Origin of the sequence: Streptomyces liliiviolaceus (assembly GCF_018070025.1) — a bacterium.
In the GTDB taxonomy this organism is placed as follows: Bacteria; Actinomycetota; Actinomycetes; order Streptomycetales; family Streptomycetaceae; genus Streptomyces; species Streptomyces liliiviolaceus.
On record NZ_JAGPYQ010000002.1, the window covers coordinates 1,215,462 to 1,238,376 of the forward strand.

General features: G+C 72.8%; 13 protein-coding genes. All 13 read right to left on the bottom strand.

Annotated features, from left to right (window positions below; all coding sequences use genetic code 11):
* Positions 1-61: 61 nt before the first annotated feature.
* The 13 genes from J8N05_RS40715 to J8N05_RS40775 all read right to left on the bottom strand — a co-directional run bounded on the left by J8N05_RS40715 (position 62) and on the right by J8N05_RS40775 (position 22,910).
* On the bottom strand, positions 62-2,221 hold the full coding sequence (locus J8N05_RS40715; protein ID WP_210892158.1) for a hypothetical protein: 2,160 nt from the start codon (positions 2,219-2,221) through the stop codon (positions 62-64).
* Positions 2,221-6,093 carry a putative baseplate assembly protein gene (locus J8N05_RS40720; protein ID WP_210892160.1) on the bottom strand — a complete coding sequence of 1,291 codons (3,873 nt, stop codon included), beginning with the start codon at positions 6,091-6,093 and terminating at the stop codon, positions 2,221-2,223. The genes J8N05_RS40715 and J8N05_RS40720 overlap by 1 nt, the downstream gene beginning before the upstream one ends.
* Positions 6,090-9,347, bottom strand: coding sequence for a putative baseplate assembly protein (locus J8N05_RS40725; RefSeq protein WP_210892162.1), 3,258 nt, complete (start codon positions 9,345-9,347; stop codon positions 6,090-6,092). The genes J8N05_RS40720 and J8N05_RS40725 overlap by 4 nt, the downstream gene beginning before the upstream one ends.
* Positions 9,344-9,730 carry a GPW/gp25 family protein gene (locus J8N05_RS40730; protein ID WP_210892163.1) on the bottom strand — a complete coding sequence of 129 codons (387 nt, stop codon included), beginning with the start codon at positions 9,728-9,730 and terminating at the stop codon, positions 9,344-9,346. Before J8N05_RS40730 ends, J8N05_RS40725 begins: the two co-directional genes overlap by 4 nt.
* Positions 9,727-10,080 (bottom strand): hypothetical protein, encoded by a 354-nt coding sequence (locus tag J8N05_RS40735; protein ID WP_210892165.1) that lies wholly within the window; start codon positions 10,078-10,080, stop codon positions 9,727-9,729. The genes J8N05_RS40730 and J8N05_RS40735 overlap by 4 nt, the downstream gene beginning before the upstream one ends.
* 72 nt (positions 10,081-10,152) lie before the next feature.
* Complete coding sequence (locus tag J8N05_RS40740; protein ID WP_210892167.1) at positions 10,153-10,689, bottom strand: phage baseplate assembly protein V; 537 nt, start codon at positions 10,687-10,689, stop codon at positions 10,153-10,155.
* Between the two features lie 49 nt (positions 10,690-10,738).
* The gene (locus J8N05_RS40745) at positions 10,739-11,878 is read right to left on the bottom strand and encodes a hypothetical protein (RefSeq protein WP_210892169.1); all 1,140 of its coding nucleotides are present in this window, start codon (positions 11,876-11,878) and stop codon (positions 10,739-10,741) included.
* Positions 11,871-12,263: a hypothetical protein gene (locus J8N05_RS40750; RefSeq protein WP_210892171.1), complete on the bottom strand. Its 393-nt coding sequence runs from the start codon at positions 12,261-12,263 to the stop codon at positions 11,871-11,873. Before J8N05_RS40750 ends, J8N05_RS40745 begins: the two co-directional genes overlap by 8 nt.
* Before the next feature lie 10 nt (positions 12,264-12,273).
* The gene (locus tag J8N05_RS40755) at positions 12,274-12,993 is read right to left on the bottom strand and encodes a hypothetical protein (protein WP_210892173.1); all 720 of its coding nucleotides are present in this window, start codon (positions 12,991-12,993) and stop codon (positions 12,274-12,276) included.
* A complete protein-coding gene (locus tag J8N05_RS40760) occupies positions 12,990-13,691 on the bottom strand; it encodes a hypothetical protein (RefSeq protein WP_210892174.1) in 702 nt (233 codons plus the stop codon). The genes J8N05_RS40755 and J8N05_RS40760 overlap by 4 nt, the downstream gene beginning before the upstream one ends.
* A complete protein-coding gene (locus J8N05_RS40765; RefSeq protein ID WP_210892176.1) occupies positions 13,688-20,575 on the bottom strand; it encodes an eCIS core domain-containing protein in 6,888 nt (2,295 codons plus the stop codon). The genes J8N05_RS40760 and J8N05_RS40765 overlap by 4 nt, the downstream gene beginning before the upstream one ends.
* Positions 20,572-20,883, bottom strand: a complete 312-nt coding sequence (locus J8N05_RS40770; protein ID WP_210892178.1) for a hypothetical protein — start codon at positions 20,881-20,883, stop codon at positions 20,572-20,574. Before J8N05_RS40770 ends, J8N05_RS40765 begins: the two co-directional genes overlap by 4 nt.
* Complete coding sequence (locus J8N05_RS40775; protein WP_210892179.1) at positions 20,874-22,910, bottom strand: ATP-binding protein; 2,037 nt, start codon at positions 22,908-22,910, stop codon at positions 20,874-20,876. Before J8N05_RS40775 ends, J8N05_RS40770 begins: the two co-directional genes overlap by 10 nt.
* Positions 22,911-22,915: the final 5 nt, after the last annotated feature.

The window sequence follows — 22,915 nt, forward strand, 5'->3', positions numbered from 1 at the left end:
GAAAGTGCGGTTCGTCGAAGTCGTGGGGCGCGGCTGCGCGGGGCGGGGCGCTCGGGCGGGTCTACGTCACGAAGAAGATCCCGGCGTCCGTTCCCGCGGGCGTGTACTCCGCGAGCCGTGCCCGCAGGTTGTCCTCGCGCTGGGGCCGGTACAGGTCGTGGAAGGCGCCGAGTTCGGCCCCGTCCTCCGCGCCGCGCCGGATCTCCTGCGCGACCCGGTCCGCGAGCAGCCCGTACCAGGGCGTCCCGTAGCGCGTGGACGTGAACCGCGGCCGTACGCGGGAGGCCTGACCGGGGCCCGCCTCACCTGCCAGGTCCGGTTGGCAGCGGTACCTGCGGGGCGTACGGGAGCCGGTGGGCACGTACGAGAAGCGCAGGCAGCCGATGCCGCGGCGGGCCACGTGGAGGCGGCCGGTGAAGAGCGAGTTCTCGGCGATGCGGACCGCGTGCGTGTGGATCTCGCCGATCACGGTGGTGCGGTGCAGGTGCAGGACGGCGTGGGCGTGCCGGCAGTCGGGGGCGGAGAGCGCCTCGCGGTCGTCGGCGGTGGCGTCCAGGACACTGTCGCGCAGGTGGATGTCGAGGGGTTCCTCGGAGACCTCGTCGCCGATGACCTCGATGGTGCCGAGGATGCTGTGCTCGATCTGGAGGCACGCGGTGGTGCGTTCCAGGACGATGCTCGGTTCCTCCGGGGAGTGCGGGTCGCACTCCGGCTCCAGGGACCAGCCGGGCACGAGGGTGCAGTGGCGTACGACGACGGCGCCCATCGGGCCGGTGACGTTGATGCCGCGGCCGGTGACGAGCAGCCCGTCGAGGACGATCCGGGGGCGCTCGCCGGGGGCGCAGTCGTCGGAGACGGCACGGATGTTGAGGGCGTCGGGGCGGTTGCTGTACCAGTCGAGCAGCCGGATGACGGGACGGGTGCCCTCTGCCGCGCGCAGTTCCAGCCGGTCGCCGGGGTCGAGGTCGAAGTCCAGCTGTTCCTGGTAGGCGCCGCTGTGGGTGATCTCGATGATGCCCTCGGGACCGCAGCGGCCCGCCCGGCGGTCGTGCTGCCAGGCCCGGTAGGCGTCCATGATCTGCCGGTGGCGCTGGCCGGGTCCGACCCGGAACACGGTGGCGTCGGGGCGCGGTTCGCGGTCGCGTGCGTACTCGCCGCCGCCCAGGTCGGCGCCGGAGGCGTGGTGGTAGTCGACCCAGACGCCCTTGCGGGGCGCGGTCCGTGCGCCGAAGGCGATGCGGCCCAGCTCCGGGTCGACCGCGACCTGGCCGCGCTTCGGGCGGTAGCGCCACTCCGACAGGTCGGCGACCACGATGTCGGAGGGCGGTACGGGCCTGTCCTCGCCGTCGCGCCGGATGACGAAGCTCTTGCCGGGGCCGTAGAGGTCGGCGAGCCGGTCGTGGAGCCGGCGGCGGCGGATGAGGGCGGGGACGTTGTCGATCTCCGCGATGTGGTGCGGCGAGGGTTCGGGCACCGGCCGGGTGACGAGCGGGGTGTCGTTGCCGAGGATCGAGAAGGTGTACAGGTTGCGGGCGCGGTCGACGCAGTACGCGGGTGACGAGGTCAGCGAGTGCGCCTTCAGCCGCCAGACGAAGAGTCCGACGCCCGCCGGGGTCCAACCCCCCTGCCGGTGACGGGAGTCGGCCCTGCGGACGTCGGCCGAGCGGGCCACCTCGCCGAAGGGGCCGCCCGCGAGGTCGAGCGCGGAGCCGTTGCGGAGGTCGGCGAGCCGTCCGCGCGTGCCGCGCTCCTGGACCCCGGCGCCCCCGGTCCCGTACAGCTTCACGGGCTGCTGGTGGGAGAGGTGGCGGGAGAGTTCGACGGCGCGTGCGGGCCAGCCCGCCACGTTCTCGGAGAGTTCTTCGAGGAGGTGGAGGGTGCCCTTGCGGCGGCGGTTCGCGACCGTGGCGGCGACGTCGGCGCGGGGTGCGACGGCCTCGGTGAGCGCGGCCGGTCCGCCGCCGCGCAGACCGGTGGTGAGGACCCGCTCGTAGCCGGGAAGGGTGCGGTAGCCGACGAGGTCGCCGAGGTACGGCAGTACCCAGGGGGCCGCCGTCTCGACGAACAGGTCCTCGTAACCCTGCTCGACCCCTTCCCTTACGAGGTCGAGCTGTTCGGCCATGACGGCGAGCAGCGCGCGCAGGGGTTCGCCCTCCTGGGCGTCGCGCAGCCGGTGCCACTGGGGAAGCAGCTCGGCGAGTCCGTCCGGTTCCCTGGACATCAGTTGACCTCCGTCAGAATCAGGGTGTCCGCGGCCCTCGGCGACAGCAGGGCGAGCTGTGCGGGGCGGATGCCGCGGAAGACGTACACCGAGCGGCCCTTCGCGAGGCGGCGGGTGTCGGTGATGTCGGGGTTGAGGCGCAGGAGTTCGGCGAGCGGGACCCCGTACCGGCCGCAGATCTCCGACAGCGTCTCGCCGTCCTTCTTTCGGACGGTGTGGGTCTTCTCGTCGTACGTGGCTCCGCGTGCCGGGACCGTCGCCTTCGGCAGGCCGGGGTTCGCGAGCAGCTTCGTCAGCTCCGCGGCGGTGATGGAGGCGGGTACGCCGGTGAAGACGTCGACGTCCACGTAGTCGACGCCGGGCACCCGGTGGGCGGTGGCCAGGATGTCGGAGAGTCGGGCGGGCTGCCCCAACTCGCGCCCCTCGTAACCGAGTCGGCGCAGGAGTGCCTGGCGCAGGCGGGGTTCGACGAACTGCCAGGAGTGGTCGGGCGACACCTTCACCTTCGCGGAGACGAGGAGCGCGACGAGTTCGCGGGCGTCCACGCGGACCGGGAGGTTCGGGTCGCCGTACTCGGTGAGGGCCGCCCGCAGGGATCGCAGGAGGGGCGAGTCGCCACCGTCGCCGGCTCCGGCTCCGGTGATCGGCACGTCGTCCGTGCCCGCGACCGTCACGTGCAGCACGCGCCTCCGGCCGTCGAAGAGTTCGCGCGCGGCGGCCCGGCCGACGCCGGCCCGGGAGCGGGCGAAGTCCTCGTAGTCGGCCTCCGACACCAAGCGGTCGAGGGCCGAGACGGCGAGGGGGATCGTGCGGCGCGTCAGGGCGGGCCCGTCCGCGTCCGCTCCGCCGGTGGCCGGGCGCGGGTTGGTGACCGCGGAGACGCCCAGGGGCCGGGTGAGGGCCTGGGTGACGCGGCCCGCGGCGACATTGGCCGCCCGGCCGGTGCCGAAGCGGTAGCGGGCGTGGACGTTCTCGTGGCCGCCGGGCAGCCGGGCGCCGTGGACGCCGTCGCCGAAGGTCACGGTGGTGCGTCCGTCGGCGGTGCTGCCGGTGATGTAGACACGTTCGCGCGGACCCCGTCCGGCGAGGCTGTCGACCTCGTGCCAGAGCACGCCGTCGGCCCTGATCTCCAGGACCGGGGTGGCGCCGAGCGGGTTGTCGTCGGCGAGCCAGGTGAGGGGCGACTGCCAGAGCGCGAACGTCTGGTTGGCCCGGTCCGGGTCGCCGCTGCCGATCGCCTCGTCGCGGGACTCGCCGTGCGTCGCCTCGACGACGTTGCCGAGGACGCGCACGCTGTCGCGCCGGTAGCGGTACGCGAGGTCCGTGGTGAGCGTCAGCTCGGTGTGGACGTGGTCGCCGGGCAGCCGCGGGTCGATCGCCGGTTCGGCGGCGGCGACGGTGACGACCTCGGTGGCCCGTACGGCGGTGGCGCCGGGCAGGTCGCTGCGCTCTCCGTCGACGATCAGGGTGCGGCCGGGCCGCAACCCGTCGTACAGCTCGGCAAGTTCGATCTCGTTGCCGTGGACGTCCTCGCCGAGCGGTTCGTCGGCGAGGCGCAGCGGCTCGCCCGCCGCGTGCACCGTGGTGTCGCGGATGTGCGAGAGCAGGACGTCGAACTCGTCCAGCCACGGGTCGGCCAGGACGAGTTCGGTGCCCCGGCCGGTGATGCCGTAGTTGGTGTACGCGGCCGTCCGCGCCGACTCGACCTTCGTGGTGACGTACGCGAGGGCCGGGTCGCCCGGGATGCCTCCCTCGGCGCCCTTGGTGGGGCGTTGGATCGCCACCCAGCTGCCGACCGTGATGTTGTCGCGCACCGAGTCCAGCTGGAGCAGACGGCGGTTGGCGGGCGCGGGTTTCGAGGCGACGACCACCTCGACGTTCGGGGCGGCGCTGCCCACGGTGTACGTGAGGCTCACCTCGTACTCGCCGTGCGTGAACTGCTCCGGGACGCCGGGCCGGAGGGTGACCTGTTCGGTGGTGCCGTTGTGGATCCCCACCTGGACCAGGCCGTCCTCGTCGGGGCGCGACACGGAGAGGGTGCGCTCCGGCAGGCCCGCCCGCAGGACGGCGGTGACGCCGGGCTCCTGCGCGTCGGCGGCCCGCCTGGTGAGCCGGCTCGGTTCGCGGTCCTGGCCGGCGAGGGCGGACAGTTCCACCTCGCCGGTGCCGAGGCGGAAGGTGACCGGCACGGTGAGGGGCAGATTCTCCGCGCGCTGGTCGGAGCTGCTGCCCTCGACGTACTGGAACTCCGCCCGCACCGGAGTCCTGCCCGCCGTGTCGAACACGACGCGCATGCTGACCAGCAGGGCGCCGGTGAGGGGCCAGTCCGCGGTTCGGATGACCCGGCCCCGGTCGTCCTGGACGGGCTTGAGCGGGGCCATCGCGCCGAAGGGAGCGGTGGTCACGCGCAGGGCGAGCAGTTCGCGCAGGAGCTGCGGGGTGCCGGGGGCGGCGGCCGTGCGCCAGGCCGGGTAGAGACCGGTCAGGCCCGGGTCGAGGACCGACAGCAGACGGGCGGTGTCCGCGCCGGGGCGGCGGGTGCGGGCCGCTCGCGCGGTGGAGGTGGCCGCCGGTGCCTTGCCGCGCAGGGCGGGCAGGACGGCGCCGAGGGCCTGGAAGGCGGCCTCGTGGCGGCCGGTCGCGGACGCCGACGTGCTCGGGGCCGCGGGCGCGCTCCGCGTCACTGCCGTCGTCGAGCCCTCCCCCTGAGGGACCGGCTGAGCGGGCGCCAACTCCAGTGCGCGCTCGGCCAGTTCGGCGAGCACCGCTTCCAGCTGCTCGAACCAGGCCGCCACGTCCTCGTACGGGGTCGCGAGGACCTGGGCCTCGCCGAGGCGCGCGACGGGCTCGGCGAGACGGGCCGCGAGGCTCTCCGGTGTGCCGATGCCGTCCAGGTCCGTCCGCAGCGGGGCGAGGACCTGGTCGTCGAGGTCGTCGATCAGACGGCTGACCGGGCGCGGGTTGGGCACCTCCGGTGTGGGCGGTTCGTCGCCGGGCTCACCGGGGGCGGCGGGCTCGGTGGTCCAGCGCCGTACCTCGTCGACGAGTTCACGGAAGGTGGGCGGGGCCGACCGGGGCAGCCCGATCGCGGTGATCTCGTCGTCCCGGTCGACGCGGACGCTCGCCACGGGCAGCAGCAGCCTTTGCGCGCCCGCCTGTTCGCCGAAGACGAAGAGCAACTGGTCTCCCACGGCGAGGGAGTTGGCCGTGCCCTCGACGAACAGTGCGGAGCGGCGCTCCAGGTCCTCCGGGGTGACGAGGGAGGGGCGGCGGCGCCTGACCTTCAGCTCGTTCCAGTCCCAGCGGGCGCTCAGGTCACGGCTCGTCTCGAAGGTCTGCGACTGCTCGTCGGCGGACGCGGGCACGCTGTGGCTGCGCGCGCCCCGCGGGACGACCACGGGCAGGGTCTCGGCGCGCGGGTCCCGTTCGAGGCTGTACGCGAGATGGGTGGCGGCGGCGACGCCCGGACGCGGCCGGTGGCCGACAAGGCGGCCCAGCAGCACCAGGGAGCGGTGTTCGTCGGCGGTGCGCAGATAGGCCTCGTCGGCGATCCGCTCGGAGTGGAAGGTGAGCAGGTCGCCCAGGACGGCGGTGGCGTCGAGCAGGCCGATCGCCGGGTCGTCCGGGGTGCGGACCGTCAGACCCCGCAGCGCCGGGTACGCGGGTGAGGCGAGCCGGTCGAGCAGGGCGGCCAGGAAGGAGGCGTGGTCGCCGACGCGGTAGTCGAGGGCGGTACGGCCGGGAGGGTTGTGGAGCGGGGCGGGGGCGAGGCGTTCGTCGTGACCGCCGCACGCGCCGCCACCGCAACCGGTGGCACCGCCGGGCCCGTTTCCGTCGCCGCACGCTCCGCCGCAGGTGCAGTCGTCGCTCATCGGGCACCTCCGAGGGATATCGTCAGCCGGCCGTTCTCCGGTCGGTCGGGGTCGTTGTCGCAGGTGGCGATCTCCAGCGGGCCGAGCCGCAGCACGCCGTCCTCCCTCTCTCCGCGGTCCTCGTGGAACTGCCTTCGCAACCGGGTGACCTGGACGCTCTCCACGCCCGGCACCGCCGCCGCGACGGCGACCAGCCGGCTGAGCCGCACCGGTTCGCCGAAGCTGAGCGCGTCCGGGTGGAAGAAGCCGAGCCGCCCGCCGGGGAGGCGGCCCCGGCCGAGTACGCGGTACAGCTCCGCCAGGATCTGCCCGTGCTGGTGGCCCGGGACCGCGCAGACGCGCAGCGCGATGTCGAGCGGCACGGGCCGGGCGGCGCCGACGACGAGGTCGTGGCCGATACGGCGGTACGCCTCCAGGGCCCGGGTCACCTCGGCGAGCAGCCCCGGGGAGGGTTTCCCGGTGCCGTACGCGTCCACGGCGATGTGGGCCTCCTGGCCGCTGCCGGTCCAGCGGAGCGTGGCGGCGGCCCGCTGGACGCCGGGCAGGGCGGCGGCGAGGGCCGCGTAGTCGTCCGCGGTGACGGCGCGCAGTCTGGTGCGGCGCAGGTCGAGCGGGGCCGACTGGCGTACCTGCTCGACCGGTTCGGGTTCCGTGCCGCCGGCGGCGGGCAGCGGGTTGCGTACGCCGGCCACGGGCGGCCGGTCGCAGTCGACGGTGAGCACGAGGTGGTTGATGGCCTCCGCGCCCACGTTGCCCGCGGTGCCGCCGCCGAGCCGGTAGCGGAGTGCGAGGCGGGTGCCGGGGGTGGGCCGCGCGGCGTGCCGGCCGTCGCCGAAGCGCAGGGCGAGGCGGCCGTCGTCCTGCAGTTCGCCGACGAAGTGGCGGTCGCGGGGGGTGCTGTCGAGGAGGTCGCGGCGTGGTTCCCAGATCGCGTCGCGGTGGTGGCCGTGACCGCCGTCATCGCCGTGACGGCCCTCATGCAGCCGGACGGCGGGTAGGGCTCGGCGTGGGTCGTGCCGGAGCGCCGCCGAGGCGGGGCCCCGCAGGACCTGTTCGCCGGGGTGCAGTCCGTCCGCGTACGCGGGTCCCCAACTGTGCGCGATCTCCCAGGCGATGTGTCCGTCGAGGACCGTGCCCGCGCGGGCCCGTGCCGTGAGCACCTCGACGCGCCGGAGCTTGGCGTGGAGCAACCGGTCGCTGCGGAACAGGAGTTCACGCAGGGCGCGGACCGGGTGGCGGCGCAGTTCGAGGCGCTCCAGGACCTTCAGGCCGTAGAGCACAGTGAGTTCGGCGATCTCCTGGTCGCCGAGCCCGTCGCGGTCGCGGGCGCTGCGCCACAGTTCGGTGAGCCGCTGCTCGACCCGTCCCGGGATGGCGGCGATGCGCTCGGCCTGGCCGTCGGCGACGACCCCGGGGTCCGGGAACGGCACGGCCTGGGTGACGGGCGAGCGGCCGAGCACGGGCCGGAAGCGGGGCGCGATGCCCGGGTACACGGACTGGGCGAGCAGCGTCCGCAGCGCCGCGGCCTGGGCGTACGCCGTGCCCGGCACGACCCGCCCCTCGCTGCGCGATCCGCCGGGGCCGGGGCGCCGCCCGGTGAGTTCCAGGCCGAGTCCGGCGCGTACGGTCGCGTCCTCGCCCACCACGGCGAACAGCTCGTGGACGTCGTCGGGGGTCAGCGGATCGCCGCACTCCGCCTTGTCCGTCAGGGAGTTGACGAGCCGGGCGGGGGCGTTGCCCTCGTCGGGGTCGGCGCAGCCGAAGGCCGGTGTGCCGCAGGAGCCGACGACGGCGGGGGCGGGCGGTACGGTCACCGTCTCCGGGAGGCCTTCGCCGCGCGGGTCCGGTGAGCGGCCGTGGTCGACGAGGACGACGTTGCCGCGGGCGACCGTCACGTCCTCGACCGGCTCGCAGCCTCGTCCGGCGTGGGTGGTCAGGCACAGCGGGAAGCGGAGCGCGTCCGCGGCGGCCCAGGTGACCTCCAGGACCGGCTGGTCCTCGATCCGGTCGACGGCGGGGGTGACGGAGGTCAGCCGGACCACCTGCCGGTGGGCGGGGTCGGCGTCGCCGGGGGTGCCGGTGCGCGGACCCTTCACCTCCTCAAGGGCCAGCAAGTCACCCGCTCGCAGCGTGAGTTGTCGTTCCTCGCAGGTCTCCGTGTCGCGCCACTCGTCGCGCAGGGTCGCGGCCGTGGCGCCCCTGGGCAGGGAGCGCGTCTCGCCGCCCCAGGTCCACAGCCGGATCGTGTTGTGGGCGGACCGCAGCTCCAGCGGGTCGGCGGCCACGACCGGTTCGAAGACCTCCACGGACCCGCGCTCGTCGAGGTCGGCGAGGTCCCCGTCGCCGATGACCGTGCCGGGCGCCGGACGGTCGTGCGGGTCGAGGGAGCGGACGTCGACGGAGGCGAAGCGGTACGTGCCCGGGGGCAGGGTGTGCTCGCCGGCGCTCTCCACGGTGACGTAGGCGCGCGCGTTGCAGCCGTCGTGCATCGCGTAGTCGATGAGCCGCACATGCCGGCGGACCGAGACCCGGCGGCGCGCGGTGTCGAGATAGGCCTCCGTGGCGACGGCGTCCTGCTGGTAGCTGATCTGGTCGCCGGTGTACGCGAGCATCTCGACCAGCGTGGTGCCGAGGTCGGCGGGGTTGCGCTCGATCCAGTCGGGCGTGGTGAGGGCGAGCCGGTCCAGGAGCAGCTTGCGGATGGTGTCGTAGTCGCGGGCGGTGTCGTCGATGACGGGCACTTCGGGGAACGCCGCCGGATCGGAAGGCCCGTGCCCACTCCCGTGCTCGTGGTCGTGGTCGTGCCCGTGCCCGTGGTCGTGCTTGCAGTCGAAGGGGGTCGGGCAGTCGGGCCGGAAGGTGAAGGAGGCGCTGTGATAGCGCTGGTCGAAGCCGCGGTACGGCTCTGTCCCGGGACGCCCGTACGGGTCGGTCTCCACCAGCGAGAGCCGGTAGCGGGAGGAGTCGCCGGCCCGGTCGAGGGTGACGTACAGCCGGTCGTCGAGTTCGGGGTCCTCCTCGCGCTCGACGCCGATGTCGACGACGGTGATGCCGGTGAGGCCGTCGATGCGCCGGCCGCCCTCGATGCGTACGTTCTCGGCGCACAGGCCGTGCGGGGCCTTGCCGAGGAAGGTGACGGTGAGGGTCAGCCCGTCGTCGCTCACCTCGACCGCGTCGACCCCGTTGAGCTGGGCGGCTCTCGCCTTCGCCCGCCGGGAGGTGGTCGTGCCGTGGGTCGTGCCGGAGGCCGTCATGCCGCGGCCCTCCCTTCGAAGACGTCGTCGCGGCGCGTCCCGGTGGAGCGCACGGCGTAGGAGAGGTGGACCCGGATCGTGTCGTCCTCGCCCACCACGTCCAGGGCCTCGATGTCGACGAGGTCGCCGAGCCAGCGCTGCAGGGAGGCCTGCACGGACAGTTCGAGGGTGCTGGTGAGTTCGGGGCTGTTGGGTGCGAACACCAGGTCGAGCAGTCCGCAGCCGAAGTCGGGTCGCATCACCCGTTCGCCGGGGCTGGTGAACAGCACCTGTTCGATCAGGTCGCGCACGTGCTCGTCGTGGCGCGCGTGCGCGGTGCGGCCCCGGCGGTCGGCCCTGAAGGGGAACGCGATGTCGGTACGGGGGCGGGTGCGTGGGCTCATCGGACGGTCACCTTTCGCCGGTCGGCCTGGACGACGGGCGGCCCCTGCGGCACGAAGGCGGCCGTGAAGCACTCGGCCGCGGAGATGTCGAGCAGGACGGGCGAGCCGCCGGCCGTCACCCCGGTGCTTCCGGCCGTCCAGCGGACGGAGACACACGGTTCGGGCACCCCGTCGACGGTGTGCGGGCAGCCGGTGACGACGTACGCGTGTGCGGCCGTGGCGACGGGATGCCCGTCCATCAGCACGGTGGAGTCCGATGGGGCGGCTGTGGTGGCGCGCCCGCCGTGCGGGCAGCTGATCACGGCGCCTGCGCCGAGCAGACCTCCGGACGCCCCTGTCGCTCTGGACACTTGATGGTTCCCCCGTCTTCCGTTCACTGTCGTCTCTCCGCCGCTGCGGCTGTCGCTGTCCGGGTGCTTTCGCTATCGCTTCGAGAGCACGGTCAACTGGCCCTCGTTGATGGTCACTTCCCTGCCGCGCAGGACGACCTCGGCGCCCGCGCCGGTCGCGATGACCACGGCGTCCTTGGTGATGCGGATGTACGCGCCGCCCTGGGCCTGGAGCAGGATCCCCTGCTCGGCGCCGGCGGTGTCGCTCATCACGAGCTTGTGCGCCAGTGGCGTCTGCACGACCACGGGTTTGTTCGGCGAACCGGTCTGCAGTTCGCGGCGCGCGTCGGGCGGCAGCTCCTCGGCGGCCCCGTACCAGCACCCCGTCCAGACGGGGAAGCTGGGATCGCCCTGCTCGAACTCCACCCAGACGCCGGCGTCGGGCGGCGGCACCACGAACTGCCCCGACTCCGGCCCGGTGAAGGGCAGGCAGGGCAGCGCCCAGGTCGACGGCTCGTCGCCCAGGACGTCCGGGACCTCGGCCCTGACCCGCCCGATCCGCAGCGGGTCGTCGTTGTCCACCACCCGGCCGCGGAACTTGCCGAGGTAGCGATTGCCGGTTGCCGCCATGCTGAACTGCTCCTGCTCTGTCGGGTGTTGCCGGTCGCCTCGCGGTGGGTCAGGGCCTGACGTAGGCGCTGCGCGCCTCAAGCCCCTCGCGCGAGACGGTGAAGTTCTGCTGGTACGAGCCCGGGCGCAGGTTGTGCGTGACGGACTTGACGTAGTAGTCGCCGTCGTACGCCCGTCCGGCGCCGCGCACGCCGACCAGTTGGCGGGGCTGGAGGATGTAGCCGTGCCGGTTGACGTCGAGCGAGCCGGAGCCCGAGATGACGTCGGCGGACACGGCGGCCCGGGCGAGCAGTTCGGCCTCGGCCTGTTCGCGCTGCTGCTTGGCGGTGCCGGTGAGCGTCCGGCGTTTGAGCGCCGGGGTGGGGCGTCTGCCGAGCGGCGGGCGCAGGGGGCTGATCGGCGGCTGCGGCAGCAGGGTGGACACCCTGGTGCCCGGGTCCTGCCAGCGGGCCTGCGGCTCCTCGCGCGCGGTCCCGTCGTACGAGAACGTCAGCTGGTCGACGGTGGAGTTGTTGTCCATGTTGACGTTGAGGGCGTGCTGGCGGATGCCGAGGCGGATCTCGGGTCCCCAGCGGGCGGACGACTGCCCGGGGGTCGGGCCGGGCTCCAGATAGAAGGTGTAGCCGTTGGCGCGGGCCAGTTCGGTGACGTACTGGAGGTCGGTGCCGGTCTGGTAGTGGACGCGCAGGTCCTGGTGCGGGGGCTGGCTCACCTTCTCCTTGTAGACGTCGGGCCGGATGCCGTAGTCGGAGTAGCGGCGCAGGATCGCGAGGACGCGGTCGGAGGGCGGGAGGTTGGGGTAGCGGTCGGTCCGCTCCTCCAGGTCCATCAGCAGCGACAGGTCCTCGCCGGTGACGGTGAGCGTGGAGTGGCCCGGCTGATTGCTGGCGCCGACCTCCTGGCGCACGATCAGGCCGTCGAGGAGCACGTCGGAGGTGCCCTTGACGGTGACCGTGACGATGATCCGGGTCTTCGGGTCGAAGAAGCCCTCCGGGAGCAGGGCGCGGTTGATGATCCCGTTCTTGGTGAGGTCGAAGGCGAGCTGGAAGCCGCCGCGTTCGCCCGCGGTGGCGGTGATCTGCGCGGACAGCAGTGCTTCGGTGACCTCGGCGGGGACGGGGCGGGTGAGTTTCGGTCCCATGCGGAGGGTGATGTGTACGGGGCCCTGGCCCACGGGGACGTCAAACACGCCGCTCTCCCCCGCTGCCGGGGAGCGGCACCTCGATGACCTTGCCGGCCTCGTCGGTCAGCTCCCGCGGGTCGAGCACCGGGTTGGCGTCGGCGAGCTGCCACCACTGGGCGGGGTCGCCGAAGTAGCGCTGCCCGAGGAGGTCGGGGCGGTCGCCGCTGCCGACGGTGTGGCGCCGGCCCTCGTCGCCGGGCCGGTCGAGCTGGTCGAGCTGATCGGGCTGGCCGAGCGGGGGCAGCAACCGGCGCTTGGTGTAACGGACTTCGGTGCCGTCGGGTTGGCGGTGGATGCCGATCTCGGCGTCGTGGTAGCGGCTGGAGCGGGGGTAGGGGTGGGCGCCGGGGATGGCGTCCAGGGCGTTCTCGTAGGGCTCGATGTCTGCCATGGCCGCTGCCTCAGCCCCTTCCGGTCAGGGTGACGCCGGTGCCGATGCCGGTGCCTGCGCCTGTGCCTGCGCTTGTGAGGCCGAGTCCGCCGAGGCTGCCGCGGCGGGCGGCCGCGGCGAGGCGTTCCTTCTGGGCGAGGTGGGCCATGTAGAGGTCGGCGCCCTTGTGTCCGGCGGGCAGGTCGCTGACGGTGAGGACCTTCAGCCCGATGCTGAGCGAGGCCCTGATCGGGTTGAGGTTCACGTCGAACGCCGATTCGTTGATGGACAGTTCGGTGATCCGCACGGGCATGACGCGTTTGCTGCCCCAGGTGAACAGGGTCAACGGCATTTCGATCGGGCTGATTTCGATGGCCCCCTTCTGCGAGAGGCGGGTGGCGTCGCGGATCTGCTGGGTCGTGGGCTGCACGAGCATTTCCAGCGTGGCGAGCTGGGGGTGGATGCCGTCGGGGGCGGCGACCTCGAACTGATCGGTGGCGTCGATCTCGGCGGTGAACTTCCAGGTCTCCTGGGCGGGCCCCTTGAGCCGCAGAGCCTCGTTCCGGTCCCCGGTCCCGCTGCCCCCTCCCCCGGAATCCCCGCTCCCCCCGGCGGACTGCGGACTGAGACTGCGCTCCAGAGTGTCGGGGTTGAACTGGAGCACGATGATGCGCTGGGGGGTGCCGCGGTCGGGGTCGACGACGACTATTCCGGAGCGGATGGGCTTGGGGATGTCGGCATAACGGGTCACAGTCGCTCCTGAAGCCGGGACCGAAGGTCCGTGTAGTCGTGGTCGGGGAAGAGGCGGGGGAATACGTCCAGCATTTCCTTCAGTCCGTCCACGAGCGGGATGAACCCCGTGCCGCAGTCCTCCGGCCGGCAGTACAGGTACTGCCAGCCGATGACACCCTTGGTGACGAGCAGGGCCTCCAGGTACGCCGGGTAGTCCAGTTCCATGAGTGCGGCACCTTGGCGCATGTCGAAGAACCAGACCTCGGGATCGGTGGCTCCCGGGGTCGCCCGCAGCAGGGCCATGCGGCCGGAGCCGGTCCGGGGCGTCTCGTCGAAGATCCGGAGGTCGCTGTACAGGGCTCGCTCGGCGTCGTCCTCGCCCTTCCAGAACTTCGTCATGCGCTTGTTGGCGACGGCGCTCATGATGTGGTGGAGCTGGAACTCGCCGACGAGTGCCGTGTCCGGACGCCGGGACCGCCAGGCCGCCTCGACCGCGCCGTAGCGGAAGAAGTACTCCTGAACACGGTGGCTCAGCGGCAGGCCGTCGTCCTCCGCGAGTTCCTCGAAGACCGTCTCGGCGACGTCGAGCGCCCAGACGATCTCGTCCAGCCGCGCCAGGTGCACATCGAGTTCAGGGTTCTCCCTGATCTGCTGGAGGACCTTTGCACAGCGTTCCTCGAACGGGTACCGGAATTCTGCTTCGTTGTTCGTCGTCATGACACAGTCCAGCTCACTTCACTCTCATCGATCAGCTTTTCGTATGCGGCTGCCATGACTTCCAAGCCTTCCAGGGAAATGTTGGTTCCCTTGGCGTAGTCCTTCACCATTCGTTTCAACTGCCGCCCGCCGCCCGTCTGCGTAAGCTTCTGGCCCGAGGCGAGGAACGTGTTGCGCGCCTTGACGAAATGGTCCGCAAGGCGCGGATGCCTGCCTCCGAGAAGCCTGACCTGAACAGTGGGGGCGCCTACGGTGTTGATGGACAGCCTGGTCTTCTCGTTCGCGGCGATCGGCTCGGGATTCTGGCTCCAGGGTTTCTTCAGAGCCTTTTCCCGCCAGTCCTCCGGGCTCTTGCCTGTTCCGCCGACCTTTTCGTAGCCGCCGTACGTCGCGTAGACATGGCTCGGCAGATGAGGCCAGTCGGGATGATTGAATTTCGCACCCGACTTGTACCGAATGAGGTCTTCCGTGTCCCCGATCGCGTTGTACGCCTGGTCCTCGATCCCTCGCAGGGCGTCCAGGTTCGTCTCCTGACCACGTGCCGGCACCAGGTTGTTCCCCTTGGCCCTGCCACCGATCCGCTCCGGCAGCAGGTGCATGCGGACCCAGCGGGATCCTTCGCTCAGGCCGCGGTTCACCACATCGGTCCAGCCGGGTGGCTGTCCGAACGCGGCCCTGGCGGCGTCCTCACCGCCGCCCCCGAAGACCGTCTTCGACGGCGTGCCGATGAACTTGGATTCGTGGTTGTCGTCCGGTCGCCGCTGCTGAGGACCGAGCGAGAGATCGGAGAAGCTCTGGAGTTGTTCCGGGGGAAGGTCGAAGTAGAGCCGATTGCGGGCCTCACCGGCGAACTTCTTCATCTGCCGCGCCAGGTCCCTCTTGTTCTTCTCGGCTTCCCGCTTCTTCTTCTCCTTGTCGGTCTCCACCGGGATCAGCGCCTGGATCCTCAGCGCTTCCTGGTACTCGTTCTCGGCCGCGCCCACGTACTGCTGCTGCCTGGCCCTGTCCTTCTTGGCCTCCGGCCTGTTCAGATCCTTGCGCCAGTCCGCCATGAACGCCGGTACCTCCTGCGGCGTGCTGTGGATGTACAGGGGCGCACGCGGGCCCCTGCCGTGGAACATCAGCGTGTGGCGCTCACCGTCGTCGGCATCGGCGTACCGCACCTTCGGCAGGTTCACCGGCTCTGAGTTGTCGTCCCGCCGGTCCCGGTCCCGGTCCCGGTCCCGGCGCCGGTCACGGTTCGGACGGCGGGAGCGGTCGTCGCGTGTCCGGTCCCCGCGTCGGCGCCACCGGTCCCGCAGTCGCCGCAGCCGGTCGTTCAGGCGGCTGCCGAGTTTGCGGCGGGCCTTGCCGTGGAGCTTGCGGGCGGCTCGACGGGCCCTGTTCGCGGCCGACTTGACGGTCTGGCGGGCGCGCCGGACCCGGCGGGGGCGGTCTTCGGGACGACGCTTGTCGTCCCTCTCCCTGTCCTTGTCCTTGTCCTTGGTCCTGTCCCTGTCGGGACGCCTGTCGTCCTTGCCGCGGTCGTCGGGACGCGTCTTCGCGGGGTCGCGGCCGTCCGCGGTGTCCGTGCCGGGGCGGCGCCGGTCGGGGCGGAGCGTGTCCCGGGCGGGGCCACGACGTCCGGGGCCGGCGGTACGCCCGTCCCGGTCCTCGTCGCGCGTCCTCCTCTCCGCGTCCTTCGCCTTCCGCCTCGCCGCGTTGACGTCGCGCCCCTCCTCACGGCGTTCGTCGTCGTCGCGGCGCTTCTTCGGCCTGGTGGTGTGCGAGGGGCGCGGCTTCTTCTCCGGGGAGGACCGCTTGCCGGGGCGGGGCCCCGGCCGGGGCCGTGACGTCCTGTCCGGGGACGGCTTGCGCGGGGCCGGGCGGTCGGCGTCCTTGTCCGCGCCGGACGGCTCGTCGTCCTTCGGCTTCCCGTCCTTCGGCCGGTTGGGCGCGGACGGCTGACCGGGAGCGTCCGGCCCACCCGGCTTGTCCTTCTTCCTGCGGAGGTTCTTCAGCATGTCGCCGAGCTTTCCGGCCACCTTGCCCATGAACCGGCCCACGCCCTCGATCAGGAAGGTGTAGACCAGCTCCAGCAGTGCGACGACACCGGCCGCGACCGCCTTCGCGAACGGCAGCGCGCCGTTGCCGCTCTTGACCGACTTCAGGAAGTCCATGAAGAGCCCGAAGGCGGCGAGGATCTCGCTGAGCGCACCCCAGGCGGTCTGCAGGGCGTCGATGACGGCCATGACCCAGCCTGCACCGGGGATGAGTTTGGCGACGACCTTTTCGAGGACCAGCACGCCGATGATGACGGGCAGTTGCGGCAGCGCCTCGTCCCAGGCCATCTGGCCCATCTGCTCCACGCTGACACCGCCGTCGAGCAGTTCCTGGAAGTCCTCCAGCGGGATGCCGATGATTTCCTGGACCTTCTGGTTGAACCAGGCCTTGACCGCCGTCTTGATCTCGTCGAAGAGGTGGTCCCTGGCGCCCGTCTCGGCGGCGGCACCGGCCTTGCCGATCCAGTCACCGGGGTCGGACACGATGTCGTTGAAGATGGCCGCCCATTCGCCGAGGCCCTGGACGACGGCCGCACCGAACTCCAGGGCGCCGACCGTGACGGTCTCGGCGATGTCGACGGCGGCGAGCAGACCGCCCTCCAGGAGGTCGAGCCCCGCGAGCAGCGCCCCGCACAGGCCGTCGAGGAGTTTGCCGGCGACCTCCTTGAGCGCGTCGGCGAACTCGTTGACCTTCTGCACGGCCCAGTCACGGGCACCGTCGATGGTGTTGCGCCACTTGTCGCGCATCGCCGGGTAGTCGGCGAGGAGCTCGTCGCCGAGGGCGATCAGGGCGTCCGCGAAGGTGTTGATCTGTTCGACGACCCAGTTGCGGGCGTCGTCGATGAGCTTGAAGACCTGCTGCTTGAACTTTTCGATGAGGTCGGTGACGACCTGACGGGCCTTCTCGAAGACGGTCTTGATGGCGTTCTTGAGAGTCTCGAAGAAGTCCTTGAGCTTCTCGATGGCCTCTTCGAGCCAGTTGTCGGCGTCGTCCTTGCCCTCGTTCTGCTTCTTCTCCGCCTCCTGCTCGGAGTTGGTCTGCTCCGTCTCGATTCTTTTGTTGTCGTCCTCGGTGCGCTTGTCGACGTCCTTGTCGGTGTCCTCCTCCTTCTTCTTGATGTCCTTGCGGACCGTGTCGTACTTCTTGCCCTTCTTGTCGTCGATCTCCGAGACCTTGTCGTCCTGCTCCTTGCGCCACCGGTCGCGGGAGTCGGAGATGTCGGAGCGGCCCTTGTCACGGGCGTCGGCCTGCTTCTTGCCGCTGGCGTCCACCTCGCGTGCGAGGTCCTCGTCGTGCTGCGTACGGTCGTCGGTCGCCTTCTTGTCCTTGTCCCGGCGCTCCTGGCCCATCTTCTGCCGGCCCTCGGAGAAGCCGGCGTGGATCTGCGGGCCCCGGTCGTGCTCGGCCACCGCGGACGCGGACTCGATGGGCACGCCCCCGGACACCGACCGGGGGCCGCTCGACCGCACACCCTTCTTCCCGCCGGTCGCCTTGGCGGTGAGGGTCTCCCTGGGGACGTCCGGATAGAGCTGGTCCTCGCCCATCGGCAGGGCGGCGTCCGCCCGGCCCGACCGGTGCAGCTCGGTCTTCCTCTCGTCGAGTCTGCCGCTCTGCTCGTCGGTGCGCCCCGGGTCGGAATCGTCTTCGAGCGGCAGCCGGGGGGCGTCGCCCACCCGGGCGTTCCGCATGCCCTCGTCATGGGTCGGGAGTCCCAGGATGGAGTCGATCAGGTCGTCGAGCGGAAGGATCTCCTTCAGGAGTTTGCCGAACAGCTGGGCGCCGATGGTGAGCGCGATGTCCCACCAGCTCGGCTCCGGCACGTTCGCGCCCGGCACCTCGCCCTGCGGCTTCCGCTCGCCGGTGATCTCGGCCGTCCTGCCCGCAGCGGCCTCCGTGCGGGAGACCTTGGCGTTGGTGTAGGTGCCGGGGGCCGCGGGTGACGGGCCGCCCGGGACCGTGCGCGGTGAGCCGGACGGCCGCCGCATGGTCGGCGGCGCCTTCCGCAGAGCGGAGCGTTCCTTGTCGACGGAGCGGCCCACGGCGCCGTCGACGCCCTTGAGGGTCTCCAGGGCCTGGTGCGGTTTGAGCGATCCCGCCGTCGCCAGGCCCGACTCGGGGGTGGCGTTGGAGACGTCCGGAGCCGGTGCCTCCTTCTTGGGCTTCGATCCGCCGGCCGCGGCGGTACGACCGCCGCCGCCCCGGCCACCGGCCCGTACGGGCGTGGCCGCGGAGGCCGTACGCCCGCCGCCCCCGCCGCTTTTCCGAGCGCTCTTCGCGGCCTGACGTGCCGCCTGCTTCTTGCTGCCCGTCGGCCGGGCTCGCGATCCCGTCGACCCGCCTGCCGGGCGTGCGGATCCCGGTGCTGCGGTGGCCTTGGGGGCGTTGGTCCCCGCCTCCGGTCCGGCGGACATGGGCGAGGGGCCGTTGCCCGGGGCCAGTTGCGGGGCGGCGACGGGCCCCGGGGTGGAGACCTTGTCGGGGCCCGTCACGGGGCCGGGGGACGTGGCGTCGCCCTTGCCCTCCGTCACGTCCTGCTCGCCGGCACCGGGCACGGTAGGCGCGGGCTCCGTATCGCTCCTGCCCGCGTCCGTGCCACCGGCGTCCCGGCCCGCGGTGCTCCCGGCCTGGTCGGTGCCGCCGCCGGCCTGCCGGCCGTCCGTCTTTCCGCTGTCCGGGCCGGCCCCCGTCCCGGTCCGGTCCGGGGCGCCCACCGCGGCCTGTCCGCCCGCTGCTTCGCCGCCGGTCCTGCCGTCCGAGGCGCCCTGGGTACCCGAGGTCGAACCAGTGGACCGGGTACGGGCCTCCTCGTCCGCCTTGGCCAACCGGTCGGGCCCGGCCGCCTCGCCGGAAGAAGGCACCGCGTCCGATGCGGCACCATCGGCGGCGCGTGCCTCCTCGTCGCGCCGGGCGGCCTCGGTGTCCTCCTGACGTTCCCGCGCCCGCTCGCCGTCCGCGTCCTTGCCCGTGACCGGCGTGGACGTCGCCGCCGCACCGCCGGCCGCCGACAGGGCGGACGGTCCCTCCGCGTCCGCCGCGGAGTCGTCGTCGGTGGTCGGGGCGTCCATGAGTTCCTGGACGGCCCGGTCCTCGGCGTCGTCCTCCTCGGTGTGTACCGCGGTGTCCCGCCCGGCTTCGGCCCCCGCCGTGTCCTGGATCTCGTCCGCGGCCGACGGACCGTCGGAGAACGAGAGGGCCGGCGCGCGGGGCGCTCCCCGCTTGCGCCGCTCGAACAGCCGCGGGTCGGTGGCCGTGTCCCCGCCCGACGGCGCGGTGTCGGTGTCGGACGTGCCACCGCCCGCGTCCTCGTCGGTGTCCGGCGCCGATTCGGCGTCGCCCTCGACGGAGTCCGTCTCCAGCTCCAACGGCTCGTCGTCCGCGTCCTGTTGATTGTCCGGGTCGCCCGTCGTGCGGGCCGCGCCGGTGGCGTCGCCGGTGCGCGACCTCTCGCCGGGCTCGGCCCCGCTCCGGTCCACCGCCGCCAAAGCCGCCGCCTGTCGACCGGCGGCCTCGGCACCCGGGTCCTGTGCCTGTCCCGGATCCTGTTCGCCCGCCTGCTGCTCGGGTTCCTGTGCGGCCTCGTCCTGGGGGCCCTGCTCCTCGTCCCGGGCGTCGTGCCGGTCCTGCTCCTTCTGCTCCTCACGGGTGTCCCGCGTGTCCTCGCGCTCGTCCGAGGCGTCTTCCCGCGCGTCCTGTCCGGAGGACTGCCGGTCGTCCTGCCGTTCCTGGGACCGTTCCTGCTGCCGCCCGGCCGACTCCTCACCGTTCCTGGACGCGGCCCGCCCGCCGGACTCGCCGTCCTGGCGATCCTCGGAGTCGGGGGCACGCCCGTCCTGTGCGTCGCCCGGCGCGGACCGCTCGTCGTCCTCCTGCCGGCCCTTCCCCTCCTGGGGCGCCGCCGCGCGCTCTTCCTCCTCCCGCCGCCCCTCGGCCGAGGCCTGCTCGCGTTCTTCCGCGATCTCCTCCGCCGCACCGGGCACAGCCGTCGGAGCGGTGGCGGCCCTCGGTGGCAGCGGCCAGGTCCGTTCCGCCTCCTCCACGGCTTCCAGCAGCCGGTCCAGGACCGGTGCGGGCAGTCGCTGGTCCAGGCGGTCGAGCACGGTCTCCTGCACCGTCGGTGCCATTCGGGCCAGTTGGAGCCGCACCCGGCCCGACCTGTCCTCCGGGTCGCCGCGCAGGGACCTCAGGACGCCGTTCGCCAGGCGGTCGATCAGGGTCGCGGGATCCAGTTCCTCCATGCGACGCCGGTCCGCGTCCACCGTGGCGTACCGCAGCCAGCCGGGCGTGGCCTGCCCCGGCGCCACCTCCGCAGCAAACTCCTCCGCGGACGACGCGGACGACGCGGACGACGCAGGCTGCGCGGACTGCGCGGCGGCCGGGCGTACGAGGTCCTGGGCGGCCGATTCCGCCTCCTGCTCGATCGCCTGTTGCGGGAGGCTGACCGCGCCGAGGTCGCGGCCGGCCCGCAGGGCGCCGAGGCCGTCCGGGTTCTGCACGGTGTGCAACAGCTCGTGGGCGAGCAGGCGCCTGCCGTCGGCGGTGCCGGGGCGGTAGGCGCCCTCGCGGAAGAAGATGTCCTGGCCGACGGCGACGGCGTCCGCGCCGAGCAGCTCGGTCAGCTGTCCGGCGTCCCGCCCGGTGTGCAGCCGTACGCGGCCGAGGTCGTGCCCGAGCTGTTCCTCAAGCTCCCGTCGTACGCCGACGTCGAGCGGCTGCCCGGCGCCGCTGACGATGTCCTTCGGCTCGGGTGCGCGGGCCCTGGCCGCGCGCTCCTTGCGCTTGCGGCGGCGCTGTTCGGCGGCCTGCTCGGAACGGGCGTCCTGGGTCGGGGAGTTGCCGCTCATGGGGCCTGCACCTCCCCCTGACCGGAGAGGCCCGCGTGCACGGCCCGTGCCAGCTCCTGGCCGAGCCGTCGCGCCGACAGCCCGGCGGGCAGCGGCGGCAGGCCGGACAGCGCGTCCAGGGTCACCGGGCCGCGCCCGCCGGCCAGCGGCACGCCGTGTTCCCGTACCAGCCGGGTCAGTTCGTGGGTGAACGCGGTGGACACCCGGTCGGGGTCCACCGCGAAGCCGTCGAGGACGAGTTCGCCGACGTCCACCCGGATCGCGTCCGGCCGCCTGCCCGCGCCTGTGTCCATGCCGTTCACACCCATCCGCGGACCTCCCCGGGCGTGAGCGTGCGTTCCAGCTTGAGGTATTCGGTGCGGGCCGCCGCGAGCATGTGCCGCATCTGGAGGCGGTCGCCCTCCTCGGCGGCGAGGAAGGCGCCGGAGAGGGCGATGTTGCGGATCGAGCCGCCCGCGACGGTCAGTTGGGCCAGCAGCTCCGGCTCGATGCCCTTCACGGGGGTTTGCGGCGGCAGTACGCGGCGCCAGATCTCGGCACGCTCGTGCTCGGCCGGGAACGGGAAGTCGACGACGAACCGGATCCGCCGCAGGAACGCGGTGTCGAGGGCCTTCTTCATGTTGGTGGTGAGGATCGCGAGACCCCGGTACGCCTCCATGCGCATGAGCAGATAGCTGACTTCGAGGTTGGCGTACCGGTCGTGGCTGTCCTTGACCTCGCTGCGCTTGCCGAAGAGGGCGTCGGCCTCGTCGAACAGGAGGAGCGCGCCCCCGCGTTCGGCGGCGTCGAAGACGCGGCGCAGGTTCTTCTCGGTCTCGCCGATGTACTTGCTGACCACCTGGGACAGGTCGATGACGAAGAGGTCCAGGCCCAGTTCCTTGGCCATCACCTCGGCCGCGAGGGTCTTGCCGGTGCCCGAGCCGCCCGCGAAGAGCGCGGTGACGCCGAGGCCCCGGCGCAGGGTGGCGGCGAAGCCCCACTCCTGGTGGACCGTCGCCCGCTGCCGCACATGCGCGACGATCTCCCGCAGCACGCTCGTCTGCCGTTCGTGCAGCACCAGGTCGCCCCAGCCCGCGTCCGGCTCGATACGGCGGCCCAGCTCGTCCATGCCGATCCGGGCCTCGTCCAGCCCGGCCCGCCAGGCGAGCAGCGCGGGGTCCGGCGCGTCCTGGGCCGGCAGCTCACGGCGTACGGCGGCCGCGGCTGACCGTACGACATGGGGCGGCAGCTGGAACTGGGCCACCAGCGACCGCAGTTCGCCCTCACCGATGTCGGCGACGTCCTCGAACGCGCCCGTCCACAGGTCCAGTTGCTCCTCGTCGTCCAGACGCGGCACCGTCACCCGCTCGCCGCGCGCCCGGTCGGACCGGCGCGGGTCGGGGCTCGACACGACGACGGGAACGGCGGCCCCGGCGAGGAACGCGTCGGTCGCCGCGTGCTGGTCGCGGTCGAGTTCGTCCGCCTCCACGAGCAGGGCGGCGGGCAGCAGGATCGCCTCGCGCTGCCACAGCCGGGCCAGCAGATCGCGGTCGCCGGGGGCGGTCGGGATGTCCTCGGCGTTCATCGCGTACAGGGCGAGCCCGGAGCGGGCGGCCGCGGCGGCGGCGATGTCGGCCCGGCTACGCAGATCACCGCCGACCACCTCGACGAGCAGCGGCGCGTCGGGCCGGGCGAGCGTGGTCCAGCCCTCGGCGATCCGGCTCGCGGCCGTTTCGTACGACGGCGGCAGTTCCTCGGGGGCCGGTGCGCGGCGCAACTGGCCGTGCAGGCGCGCGTCCAGGTAGGGCGAGCCGAGAAGGAAGTGCAGGACGCGTTCGTCGAGCCGCAGCCGGGACAGGGTCAGGGACTGACGCGCGTCGTCGGCCGGCTCGACGATCCGCCAGCGGCGCAGGGGCGCGACCGGGGTCAGCGCGCTCCAGTGCGGTTCGGCGAGCGCGGCCAGGGCGAGCGAGAACGTGGGGTACGCGCGCTCCGGGTCCCCGCTCGCCGCGGCGCAGCGGGCGGCGGTGGTGGCGTCCAACTCGCAGGCGGCGGTGAGGAGTACGAGGTCCCGCTCGAACGGGGTGAGCCCGAAGCAGTCGACCAGCGCGTCGAGGGGGCCGGTCCCCGGACCCGCCGCACCGGCCGGATTCCGCACGGAACCGTCGGCGCGGTTCTCACCGGCGTCCGTGCCCGCCTTTGCGGCGACCGGCTCGTCCGCTCGGGCCGCGTGCGCGTCGACGCGGGCGAGGACGCGCCGGATCTCCGAGGTCAGCGTCGGGCTGCCGCCCCCTGTGCTCCCCTCGCCCGGCTCGTGTCCGCCCACGCCCTTGTCGCCCGCCCCCGTCGTCCGCATCGCGC